The organism is Bradyrhizobium macuxiense, from assembly GCF_001542415.1.
Lineage (GTDB): Bacteria > Pseudomonadota > Alphaproteobacteria > Rhizobiales > Xanthobacteraceae > Bradyrhizobium > Bradyrhizobium macuxiense.
Genome location: NZ_LNCU01000040.1, coordinates 99,604 through 110,491 on the forward strand (window position 1 = coordinate 99,604; position 10,888 = coordinate 110,491).

Here is a 10,888-nt window from a genome sequence, read left to right on the forward strand (position 1 = left end):
ATGCACAGCCTTTGATGGGATCAACCGGTTACCAGGTCCACGATCGTCGCCCCGCGGACACGTAGCCGGCGACATTGGAGCAATCGCCGCTCTGCGAACCAAACACCGTCCACTGGGAAACGCGCCAGACCTCGCTTCGGCGCAGAGCTGCACCGGCGGCCACGCAGACGTTCCAGGGAGCAACCACGAATTCGACGTCGTAACAGCCGGGGGCGATGTGCGACACCGTGAAGAGCCGCGACGGGGGGAGCGATCCCGTGAGCTGATCGGGTCCCCAATCCTTCGCTCCGCACGGCGAAATGTAGAGGTGCTCGAGCGGGACGTGCGACCCGTTGATGATGGTGAATTCGGCAGCGTCCGCGGCAAACGAACTCATCGCTATCATCGCCGCTATGATGAACGTTCGATACATGACGCCGAGTACGTGTTTTCACGCGCTTCCGATCATCGGCAAGACTAGCATTCGTACCATTGCAGATTTGTGGCGCTTCCACGTTGTTGACCCGGGCGCTCGGAATTATTGCGATCCGTCGCATCGGCATACGCGTTACGCTCGGCCCGCACGCCATCGATACGCCCCAGCTGCCTGGCGATCACGTCGGGGCCATGTCGTCTGGCGCGTGCAGTCCAGCAATGTCGATTGATAGGAATATATTCCCTTATTTGTGTGGTGTTTTGGCAGGCCCACGGTCTGGTCTCGCACTTGATTTACGGATTTTGTAATCGACGTTGGACCGGTTGAAGTGGAGGCCCGAGAGTGCTGGTATGCTACTGTCAGTCCTTGATTAACCCACCAGTGATTTATTTCCGCGATGGGACAAATCGTTCGTAAGCCGTTCAAGACCTACCACCATGGCGATCTGCGCGACGCCCTGATCCAGGCTGCCTTGCAGGAGATCGAGCTCGGTGGGCCGGAGGCGATCAGCATCAAGGCGTTGGCCAGGCAGCTCGGCGTCTCGCAGCCTGCGCCGTACCGGCATTTTGCCGACCGCGACGCGCTGCTCCAGGCGGTGACGGCGGAGGCGTTCCGGCAGTTCAACGTGATCATGCGCGAGGCGATCGACAAGCCGGGCAAGCAGTCGAAGCTGTCGCGCTTCGCGCAGGCGGCGCTCGCTTTCGGCCTGCAGCGTCACGGCGTCTACCGCCTGATGTTCGCATCGCGCATCATGGCCGGCGCGCCAGAGGGCAGCGAGCTGCACACCGCGGCGATGGAAACGCTGGCGCTGCTGATCGAGGCGTTCGAGGCGCCCGCCGTCGGCCTGCTGCGCGAACGCCAGGCGCTGAAGATCTGGGCCGGGCTGCATGGCATCGTGATGCTCGCGGAGCAGGGGCTGCTCACCGGCGAGGTCGGCCAGATCAGCCGCGAGGAGTTGATGGACGAGATCGTCGAGCAGACCAAGCTTGCGCTCACCGTCGCCCTGCAGGCTGCCGAGAAGGCGTAAGCCGGCTTACTTCGGCGGCCGCGGATCGATCGGCGTCGAGTCGCGTAGGCCCAGAATGTCCTCCAGCGCCTTCGCACCGGCCAGGAGCTGCGCCTCGGCGCGAGGCTTTGCCACCATCTGCAGACCGACCGGCAGGCCCGACGTGGTGAAGCCGCAGGGCAGCGATAGCGCCGGGCAGCAGGCCAGCGTGATCGCGTAGACGATGCCGAGCCATTCGACGTAGTTGTCGAACTTCTTGCCGTCGCATTCGGCAACGTAGCGGTTCTCGACCAGGAACGGCGGCACGATGGTCGCGGGCGCCAGCAGGAGATCGTATTTGTCGAAGAAGGCAAGCGCACGCTCGGTCATCGCCACGCGCTGCGCCTCGGCGCGTTCGAGCTTTTCGACGGTGAGTTTCAGCCCTTCCTCGATGTTCCAGATCACCTCGGGCTTGAGCAGGTCGCGCTTGGAGCGCAGCAGCGCGGCCTTGCTGATCGCGAAGTCGAATGCGCGCAGCACGTGGAAGCATTCATGGGCTTCGTGTAGGTCGGGATGCGCCTCCTCGACGATCGCGCCGGCCTCGGCGAAACGCTCGGCCGCCTTGCGGGTGACGGCCTTGACCTCGGGATCGACGGGCGTGATGCCGAGATCCGGAGAATAGGCGATGCGCTTCGGCTTCTGGTTCGAGCGCGCCGCCGAGAGGAACGAGGTCGGCAGCGCGGGCAGGGACAGCGGATCGGCGGCGTGCTCGCCGCTCATTGCATCCAGCAGCAGCGCCAGGTCCTCGACGTTACGCGCCATCGGTCCCTGCACGCCCAGCGTGCGGTTGACCCCGAATTTCGGCGTGTGTGCGACGCGGCCGATGCTCGGTCGCAAGCCCACGATGCCGCAGAAGCTCGCCGGGTTGCGCAAGCTGCCGCCCATGTCGGAGCCGTGCGCGAGCCAGGCCGTGCCGGTCGCCAGCGCCACCGCGGCGCCGCCGGAGGAGCCTGCGGCCGAGCGCGACGTGTCCCAGGGATTGCGGGTCGGCCCGAACACCTCGTTGAAGGTGTTGGCGCCGGCGCCGAATTCCGGCGTGTTCGACTTGGCGTAGATCACGCCGCCATTGCTCTCGAGGTGCTCGACCAGGAGATCGGACTTCGCGGGGATGTTGTCCTTGAAGATCGGCGAGCCCTGCGTGGTCAGCACGCCCTCGACAGCGGTGAGGTCCTTGATCGGAACGGGAAGCCCGGCGAGCAGCCCGCGCTCGGCGGCGGGTTTCTGCATCAGGGCCTTGGCATGGTCGCGCGCCCGGTCGAAGCAGAGCGTTGGCAACGCATTGACCTTGCCGTCAACCTCGGCGATGCGCTGTTCCAGCACGTCGAGCAGGTCGAGCGGCGTAACGTCGCCGGCCTTCAGTTTCTCGACGACGGCGCACGCGGTTTCACGGATCAGCCCCTGGTCTGCCACTTGCTTGTCTCCGTTTGTTGGAAGTCTTCTGTTCCTGCTGCTGTAGAACATTTATCGTCGTTGTGGCAATGCGCGGGACGAACCCAGCCCGTCATTGCAATGACGGGGGAGAAAGAGGTGCCTAGCCCCACCCTGACGTCAGCCCGCCATCCACCGTGTAGATCACGCCTGATGTATAGCCCGCACGGTCGGACGCCAGGAACGCCATGAGGTCGCCGATCTCGCGCGCATGCGCAGGGCGGCCGAGCGGCAGGCCTTTCTGGAATTCCTTGTAGCGGTTCTCGTCGCCGAACTGGTTCTTGGCGCGGGTCTTGAGCAGCGTGACGTGGCGATCGGTGCCGACCGGGCCGGGATTGATGCCGACCACGCGGATGTTGTCGGCCAGGCTCTTGCCGCCGAGCGCGCGGGTGAAGGACATCAGCGCCGCATTGCCGGCGCTGCCGCAGATGTAATTGGCGTCGAACTTCTCGCCGGCGGCGCCGATATCGTTGACGATGACGCCGCCACCGCGCGCTTTCATCTGGGCATAGATCGCGCGCGTGAGATTGATGTAGCCGAACACCTTCAGCTCCCAGGCGTGACGCCAGGTCGCCTCGTCGATCTTGTCGATCGAGCCGCCGGGAATATCGCCGGCATTGTTGACGAGGATGTCGATGTCTGCAGCCTCCTTGGCCAGTCGCGCCAGATCCTCTGACTTGCGCAGATCGACCACGCTGGTTGCGGCGTCGATCTGATGCGCCGACCGGAGCCGCTCCGCGAGCGCCTTGAGCTGGTCGCCGTTGCGCGCCGCCAGCAGTAGGTGGGCGCCTTCCTCGGCAAAGGCCTCGGCGGCCGCCGCGCCAATGCCCTTGGAGGCGCCGGTGATCAGGACACGCTTGCCGCGCAGATGCAGATCCATGTGAATTCTCGCTTGCTGGAGAGGAACGGGATGTCGGCGAATTCGTAAGGGCAGGGTCGCGCGGTGGTCAACACTGCACTGCAGCGTTGCGCTCGCGCGAAGTTTGGTCCATTGCAGGGCAACCAGGATAGGCGGCATTGCCGGCCGGGCAAATCACAAGGGTGTTCTCGATGAGCAGCGCGAAGAAGCAGTATCGGATTGCGGTCATTCCCGGCGACGGCATCGGCAAGGAAGTGATGCCCGAGGGGCTGCGCGTCATCGAGACCGCGGCGAAAAAGCACGGTGTCGACGTGAAGTTCGACCATTTCGACTTCGCCTCCTACGACTACTACGAGAAGCACGGCGAAATGATGCCGGCCGACTGGAAGGACAAGATAGGCAAGCATGATGCGATCTATTTCGGCGCGGTCGGCTGGCCGGCCAAGATCCCGGATCACGTCTCGCTGTGGGGCTCGCTGATCAAGTTCCGCCGCGAGTTCGACCAGTACGTCAACCTGCGCCCGGTGCGGCTGATGCCCGGCGTACCGTCGCCGCTTGCGGGCCGCAAGCCCGGCGATATCGATTTCTGGGTGGTGCGCGAGAACACGGAGGGTGAATACTCCTCGGTCGGCGGCCGCATGTTCCCGGACACCGACCGCGAATTCGTGACGCAGCAGACGGTGATGACCCGCACCGGCGTTGACCGCATCCTGAAATTCGCGTTCGATCTGGCGCAGTCGCGGCCGAAGAAGCATTTGACCTCGGCGACCAAGTCGAACGGCATCTCCATCACCATGCCCTACTGGGACGAGCGCGTGGAGGCGATGGCCAAGAAATATCCCGGCGTGAAGTGGGACAAGTACCACATCGATATCCTGACCGCGAACTTCGTGCTGCATCCGGATTGGTTCGACGTCGTGGTCGGCTCCAATTTGTTCGGCGATATCCTCTCCGATCTCGGCCCGGCCTGCACCGGCACCATCGGCATCGCGCCGTCCGGCAATATCAATCCGGAAGGCGATTTTCCGTCAGTCTTCGAGCCGGTGCACGGCTCGGCGCCTGACATCGCAGGGCAGGGCATCGCCAACCCGATCGGCATGATCTGGTCGGGCGCGATGATGCTGGAGCATCTCGGCGAGAAGCAGGCGGCAGACGCCATCGTCGGTGCCATCGAGCGCACGCTCGGCGAACGCACGCTGCGGACGCGCGACCTCGGCGGCAATGCGGATACGACAGCATGCGGCAAGGCGGTCGCGGAGATGGTGGATTGATCGATCTTACCCTCTCCCTTGTGGGGTAGCTCGTCGCCCAACCCGTGCTGTCGTCCCTGCGAAAGCAGGGACCCATCACCACAGGATCTTGTCGTCATAGCTCGCTGTGGCCCCAGCCTTCGTGACAACGTTTAGCGGTGGTTATGGGTCCCGGCTCGCGCGGAGCCTGTCATCGGGCGGCGCTGCGCGCCGACCCGTTGGCTTGGCCGGGACGACGGCGGAGATTATCCCCTCGCGATCCTGCGGCAATGCTCCCATGCCGCGTGGATCAAATTCTCGCTCGCCTCGGGTGTGCGGAACGCCGAATGCGCCGACAGCGTCACGTTGGGGATCCTCGTCAGCGGGTGATCCTTCGGCAGCGGCTCGATGTTGAAGACGTCGAGGCCGGCGTGGCGGATGTGGCCCGACTTCAGCGCGTCGATCATCGCCTGCTCGTCGACGATCGCGGCGCGCGCGGTGTTCACCAGGATCACGCCCCGCTTCATCTTCGAGATTGTCTCGCGCGTGATCAGGCCGCGGGTCTCGTCGTTGAGCAGCAGATGGATCGAGACCACGTCGCTCCGCGCCAGCACCGTGTCGAGATCGACGAACTCGACGCCGGGATAGGTCTTCGGTGACCGGTTCCAGGCGATCACCTCCATGCCGCTGCCGAGCGCGATGCGGGCGACTTCGGCTGCGATGCCGCCGAAGCCAACGAGGCCGAGCGTCTTGCCGGTGAGCTGCATGCCGTCCTCGCGCAGCCAATTGCCGGCACGCATCTCGCGGTCCATCTGCGCGATTACGCGCGCCGACGACCACATCAGCGCGATCGCGGATTCCGCAACCGCGGTGTCGCCATAGCCCTTGATCAGGTGCACGGAGATGCCGAGCTCGGCGAGCTCCTCCGGGTTCATGTAGCTGCGCGCGCCGGTGCCGAGGAACACGACGTGCTTCAATCCGGCGCACTTTTTGGCGACGTCGGTCGGCAGCGCAGTGTGGTCGATGATCGCGATCTCCGCGCCGTCGAGCACCGCCGGATAGTCCTCGGGCTTGATGTCGGGATTGCGGTTGATCCTCACCTTGGGATCGCCGGGCCTTTCCAGCCGCTCCGTGATCACAGCGAGCGATTCATTGGCGTCGACAAACACTCCGCGCACGAAAGCCTCCGTAGCTGAAGGAAGGATCAGGATGCGACGCCGGCGAGCGCCAGCACCGTGTGCATCAGGACGTTTGCGCCGGCCGCGCAATCGCTCTGCGTCGCGTCCTCCAGCTCGTTGTGGCTGATGCCGTCCTTGCAGGGCACGAACACCATCGCGGCCGGCATCACGGTGTTGAGGTTGCAGGCGTCGTGGCCGGCGCCGGAGGTGATGCGTCGGTGCGGGTAGCCAAGCTGCGTCGCGGCGTTCTCGACCGCATCGACCAGTTTGGGATCGAAATGCGTCGGCGCCTTGCGCCAGACCAGATCGAGTTGTACGTCGACCTTGCGCCGTGTCGCTATCTCAGCAACCGCGGCACGCAGATCGCGGTCCAGCGCATCCATGATCGCGGCATCGGCGCTGCGGCAATCGACGGTGAAGGCGATCTCGCCGGGGATGACGTTGCGCGAGGGCGCCGCAATCACGGCCTCGCCGATGGTGCCGACCGCCTTCGGCCCATGCTTCTTTGCGATGCTTTCCATCGCCAGCACGATCTCCGACAGCGTCGCCAGCGCATCGCGGCGCAGCGGCATCGGGGTCGAGCCCGCATGGCTCTCGAAGCCGGTGATCTTGCCGTCGTACCACAGCACGCCCTGGCCGGAATCGACCACGCCGATGGTCTTGTTCTCGGCCTCCAGGATCGGGCCCTGCTCGATATGCAGCTCGACGAAGCTGGTGAATTTCTGGCGGCCGACCGGGGCGTCGCCGCGATAACCGATCGTGTCCAGCGCCTGCGCCACCGTGATCCCCTCGGCATCCCTGCGCGACAAAATGTCGTCGGTGGTGAAATCGCCGACATAGGCCGCCGAGGCCATCATCGCCGGCGCAAACCGCGAGCCTTCCTCGTTGGTCCAGTTGCAGATGCAGATCGGCAGCTCGGTTTCGATCCCCGCATCGTTCAGCGTGCGCACCATTTCGAGCGCAGCGAGCGTGCCGAGCACGCCGTCATATTTGCCGCCGGTCGGCTGGGTGTCGAGATGCGAGCCGACGCCGATCGGCGGCTTCGACATGTCCCTTCCTTTCCTCAACCCGAACATCGAACCGAGCGCATCGACCTGAACCTCGAGGCCGGCGTCTTCGCATGCCTTGCGGAACCAGTCGCGCACCTGCTTGTCTTCGGCGCTCAACGTCAGCCGCCGCACGCCGCCCTTCGGCGTCGCACCGAACTTCGCGGTGTCATGGATGGTGCCCCAGAGGCGGGCGGAATCGATCTGCAGGTTGGTGGCGGCTCGGCTCATGCGGTCAGTCCATTTCAGGTGTCATTCCGGGGCGATGCGCCAGCATCGAACCCGGAATCTCGAGATTCCGGGTTCGGCTCTTCGAGCCGCCCCGGAATGACAGTTCATCTCCGGCTCTCGTTTCAATGGCGCGCCGTTTCGACCTCGTCAACCACGACGCGCGCTTGTGCGATCTGCTCTGCGAGATTGGCGACACGCTCGATCGCCACGGCATCGGGGGAGGCGAGCCAGCTTGCGGTGAAGGTGAGGGGCGGCAGCTTGAGGTCGGTATCGAGCAGTTGCAGGCGTCCGTCGGCAAGCTCGTTCTCGACGATCGCCGACGGGATCACGGCGATGCCGAGACCTTCATTGGCCATGTGGATCACGGTCGCGAGCGACGTAGAGGCGTGCAGGCGGATCGGCGGCAGATCCGGCGTGTTGAACAGCGCGCGCACGGTCTCGTAGGGCTGGGTCTTGCGCGGAAAGGTGATGATCGGAAACCGCGCCAGGTCCTGCCGCGCCACCGGGCCGTCGCCGAGGCCAAGCGCCGGGCTCGCCAGGAAGCCGATCGGGTAATCGCACAGCACGCGGTTGTGCGCGCCGGAGGCCGAGACCGGCCCAAGGACGAACGCAAGTTCGATCTCCTGCGCCAGCAGCCGGGCCGTCAAATTCGGCGTGATATCGACCTCGATCTCCAGCGACAGGTTCGGATAGACCTCGTTCACGCTCTTGACCAGCCGCGGCAGCCAGGTGTGCACGATGGTCTCCGCGACGCCGAGGCGGAGCGCGCCACGCATCGCCGAACGGTCGCCGACCTCAGCCATCATCTCCGAGCGCAACCCGATCAGCTTCTCGGCGTAGACCATCATCTGCCGTCCGCTCGGCGTGGGCGAGGCCACCCGATGGTCGCGGTTCAACAGCTTGACCCCCATCTCACGCTCGAGTTGTGCAATGCGCTGGGAAATCGCCGGCTGTGTGGTGTTGAGCCGCTGGGCGGCGCCGCGGAAGCTGCCGAGCTTGACGACCCAGAGGAAAGTTTCGATCGAGCGGAAGTCCGTCATTGGAAGCATTTTTCCAATCGATAAATCCAAATTATCGATTTTGATTAGAAAGGACGATTAGACATTATATCATGCTTGGTGTTGGCTTGTCCTTGTCGAGATTATGGGCAGGAGGCTCCCATGACTGTTTTTGCGGCAGCGCAGCGATCTCAGGGGGAGACGGTGCTTCCAAGCGTTGAGGCGCGGCGGGCCTGCCGCAACGGCATGGCCTCGACCACCGCCGGCGTCGCCAATGGCTTCGTCCAGGGCAATCTCGCGATCCTGCCGGAGAAGCTGGCCGGCGCCTTCCACCGCTTCTGCCAGCTCAATCCCAAGCCGTGCCCGATCATCGGCATGTCCGATGTCGGCGACCCCAGCATACCGGCGCTCGGCCTCGACCTCGACATCCGGACCGACGTGCCGCGCTATCGCGTCTGGCGCGACGGCGAGGTGGCCGACGAGCCGACCGACATCATGAAATACTGGCGTGACGATCTGGTTTCCTTCGTGCTCGGCTGCTCGTTCTCGTTCGAAGAGGCGTTGATGGACGAGGGGCTGCCGATCCGTCACATCGAGCACAATGTGCGGGTGCCGATGTACCGCACCAATATCGCCTGCAGCCCGTCCGGCCCGTTCGCCGGCCCCATGGTGGTCTCAATGCGTCCGTTCAAGCCGGCACACGCAATCCGCGCGGTGCAGATTACCTCGCGCTTCCCGTCGGTGCACGGCGCGCCGGTTCACCTCGGCCATCCGCATTCGATCGGCATCAAGGACATCGCGAAGCCCGATTACGGCGATCCGGTGCCAGTCGCTGCCGACGAGATCCCGGTGTTCTGGGCCTGCGGCGTGACGCCGCAAGCGGTGATTGCCAACGCGAGATTGCCGTTCGCGATCACGCACGCGCCTGGACTGATGCTTGTGACCGATCTCAGGAACAAGCAGCTCGCTGTGCTCTGAATAGGCAATTCGTGCAATTCATTGAGGCTTTACCGCGCGCTACAAGCACTTCATCGATAAAAACGAAATGACCTAAAGGGAATTGGGAAATGACGATCTCTCGCCGTAACGTATTGCTCGGTGCCACCGCCGCCGCGGCGCTCGGTCCGATGGCCGCACGCGCGCAGGCCAGCGAGGTGGCGATCGGCGTCATCTACCCGCTGTCCGGGTCCAGCGCCCAGATCGGCGTCGATGCGCAGCGCGCGTTCGAGACCGCGGCCGACATCATCAATAAGAACTATGATTTCGCATTGCCGCTGGCCAAGGGCGAAGGTCTGCCCGGCCTCGGCGGCGCAAAGGTCAAACTCGTGTTCGCCGACCACCAGGCCGACCCGCAGAAGGGCCGCGCTGAAGCCGAGCGCCTTATCACGCAGGACAAGGTGTGCGCCGTGATCGGCACCTATCAGAGCGCGGTCGCCGTTACCGTCAGCCAGATCTGCGAGCGCTACCAGATTCCGTTCATCTCGGCCGACAACTCCTCGCCGAGCCTGCATCGCCGCGGCCTGAAGTACTATTTCCGCGCAGCCCCGCATGACGAGATGTTCTCGACCGCGATGTTCGACTTCTTCGATGCGATGAAGAAGAAGGGCCAGAAGATCAAGACGCTGTCGCTGTTCCACGAGGACACCATCTTCGGCACCGATTCGGCCAACTCACAGCTCAAGCTCGCCAGTGAGCGCGGCTACAAGGTCGTCGCCGACATCAAATATCGCGCGAACTCGCCGTCGCTGACCGCCGAGGTGCAGCAGCTCAAGGCCGCGAATGCCGACGTGTTGATGCCGTCGAGCTACACCACCGATGCAATCCTGCTGGTGAAGACCATGGCCGAACTCGGCTACAAGCCGAAGAACATCGTGGCGCAGGACGCCGGCTTCTCGGAAAAGGCCACCTATGACGCCGTCGGCGACAAGCTCGAGGGCGTGATCTCGCGCGGCAGCTTCTCGCTCGACCTGGCTCAGAAACGTCCGATGGTCGGTCTCATCAACGAGATGTATCGCGCCAAGTCCGGCAAGGATTTCAACGACTATTCGTCGCGCCAGTTCATGGGCCTGATCGTGATGGCCGATGCGATCAACCGCGCCAAGTCGACCGACGGCGAGAAGATTCGCGAGGCGCTGGCCGCGACCGACATGCCGGGCGATGTGACCATCATGCCGTGGAAGCGCGTCAAGTTCGACGAGATGGGGCAGAACAACTTCGCCGATCCGGTGCTGCTGCAGTACGCGGCGAAGAACTTCGTGACGATCTTCCCGGAACAGGCCGCCGTCTCCGAGGCGATCTGGCCGATGAACAGCTGATCGGCCGGGCGCCAGAGACTTCCGTTCCGATGGAATCGGAACGGAGCTCTGGATTCTTGTTTTGACGCGTTTTCTTCACGCGAACCCGTATCCAGTTCGCTCGAAAACGCTCTAGTGGGGGACAGACGGCGGTGACATCCGACG

10 protein-coding genes are annotated in these 10,888 nt (G+C 64.1%); 4 read left to right on the forward strand and 6 right to left on the reverse strand.

Going from position 1 to position 10,888, the window contains the following annotated elements:
• Nucleotides 1-28: 28 nt before the first annotated feature.
• Entirely contained in the window at nt 29-376 is a 348-nt protein-coding gene (locus AS156_RS13140; protein WP_136626197.1) for a hypothetical protein, read from the reverse strand.
• Nucleotides 377-812: 436 nt separating this feature from the next.
• On the opposite strand from AS156_RS13140, the gene AS156_RS13145 reads away from it, so the two are divergent.
• Nucleotides 813-1,442, forward strand: a complete 630-nt coding sequence (locus AS156_RS13145) for a TetR/AcrR family transcriptional regulator (RefSeq protein WP_066504354.1) — start codon at nt 813-815, stop codon at nt 1,440-1,442.
• Between the two features lie 6 nt (nt 1,443-1,448).
• On the opposite strand, the gene AS156_RS13150 is transcribed toward AS156_RS13145, so the two are convergent.
• Complete coding sequence (locus tag AS156_RS13150) at nt 1,449-2,921, reverse strand: amidase (protein WP_066504358.1); 1,473 nt, start codon at nt 2,919-2,921, stop codon at nt 1,449-1,451.
• Between the two features lie 70 nt (nt 2,922-2,991).
• On the reverse strand, nt 2,992-3,768 hold the full coding sequence (locus AS156_RS13155; RefSeq protein ID WP_066504359.1) for an SDR family oxidoreductase: 777 nt from the start codon (nt 3,766-3,768) through the stop codon (nt 2,992-2,994).
• A gap of 170 nt (nt 3,769-3,938) precedes the next feature.
• Here AS156_RS13155 and AS156_RS13160 point away from each other — a divergent pair, with 170 nt between their 5' ends.
• Complete coding sequence (locus AS156_RS13160; RefSeq protein ID WP_066504361.1) at nt 3,939-5,018, forward strand: tartrate dehydrogenase; 1,080 nt, start codon at nt 3,939-3,941, stop codon at nt 5,016-5,018.
• Nucleotides 5,019-5,242: 224 nt separating this feature from the next.
• Here AS156_RS13160 and AS156_RS13165 read toward each other — a convergent pair whose 3' ends face one another.
• From AS156_RS13165 to AS156_RS13175, 3 genes are all read right to left on the reverse strand, one after another.
• The gene (locus tag AS156_RS13165; protein WP_066504362.1) at nt 5,243-6,154 is read right to left on the reverse strand and encodes an NAD(P)-dependent oxidoreductase; all 912 of its coding nucleotides are present in this window, start codon (nt 6,152-6,154) and stop codon (nt 5,243-5,245) included.
• Nucleotides 6,155-6,180: 26 nt separating this feature from the next.
• On the reverse strand, nt 6,181-7,431 hold the full coding sequence (locus AS156_RS13170) for a Zn-dependent hydrolase (RefSeq protein ID WP_066504363.1): 1,251 nt from the start codon (nt 7,429-7,431) through the stop codon (nt 6,181-6,183).
• Between the two features lie 122 nt (nt 7,432-7,553).
• Nucleotides 7,554-8,471 (reverse strand): LysR family transcriptional regulator, encoded by a 918-nt coding sequence (locus tag AS156_RS13175; RefSeq protein WP_066504364.1) that lies wholly within the window; start codon nt 8,469-8,471, stop codon nt 7,554-7,556.
• A 120-nt stretch (nt 8,472-8,591) separates the two neighbouring features.
• Here AS156_RS13175 and AS156_RS13180 point away from each other — a divergent pair, with 120 nt between their 5' ends.
• The gene (locus tag AS156_RS13180) at nt 8,592-9,407 is read left to right on the forward strand and encodes a putative hydro-lyase (RefSeq protein WP_066504365.1); all 816 of its coding nucleotides are present in this window, start codon (nt 8,592-8,594) and stop codon (nt 9,405-9,407) included.
• Nucleotides 9,408-9,496: 89 nt separating this feature from the next.
• Nucleotides 9,497-10,744: an ABC transporter substrate-binding protein gene (locus AS156_RS13185; RefSeq protein ID WP_066504367.1), complete on the forward strand. Its 1,248-nt coding sequence runs from the start codon at nt 9,497-9,499 to the stop codon at nt 10,742-10,744.
• The last annotated feature ends 144 nt before the right edge of the window (nt 10,745-10,888 follow it).

What these genes read in the sequence shown, in the direction of transcription:
- AS156_RS13140 (WP_136626197.1), bottom strand. Translation starts at nt 376, where the DNA reads ATGAGTTCGTTTGCCGCGGACGCTGCCGAATTCACCATCATCAACGGG.
- AS156_RS13145 (WP_066504354.1), top strand. Translation starts at nt 813, where the DNA reads ATGGGACAAATCGTTCGTAAGCCGTTCAAGACCTACCACCATGGCGAT.
- AS156_RS13150 (WP_066504358.1), bottom strand. Translation starts at nt 2,921, where the DNA reads ATGTTCTACAGCAGCAGGAACAGAAGACTTCCAACAAACGGAGACAAG.
- AS156_RS13155 (WP_066504359.1), bottom strand. Translation starts at nt 3,768, where the DNA reads ATGGATCTGCATCTGCGCGGCAAGCGTGTCCTGATCACCGGCGCCTCC.
- AS156_RS13160 (WP_066504361.1), top strand. Translation starts at nt 3,939, where the DNA reads ATGAGCAGCGCGAAGAAGCAGTATCGGATTGCGGTCATTCCCGGCGAC.
- AS156_RS13170 (WP_066504363.1), bottom strand. Translation starts at nt 7,431, where the DNA reads ATGAGCCGAGCCGCCACCAACCTGCAGATCGATTCCGCCCGCCTCTGG.
- AS156_RS13175 (WP_066504364.1), bottom strand. Translation starts at nt 8,471, where the DNA reads ATGACGGACTTCCGCTCGATCGAAACTTTCCTCTGGGTCGTCAAGCTC.
- AS156_RS13180 (WP_066504365.1), top strand. Translation starts at nt 8,592, where the DNA reads ATGACTGTTTTTGCGGCAGCGCAGCGATCTCAGGGGGAGACGGTGCTT.
- AS156_RS13185 (WP_066504367.1), top strand. Translation starts at nt 9,497, where the DNA reads ATGACGATCTCTCGCCGTAACGTATTGCTCGGTGCCACCGCCGCCGCG.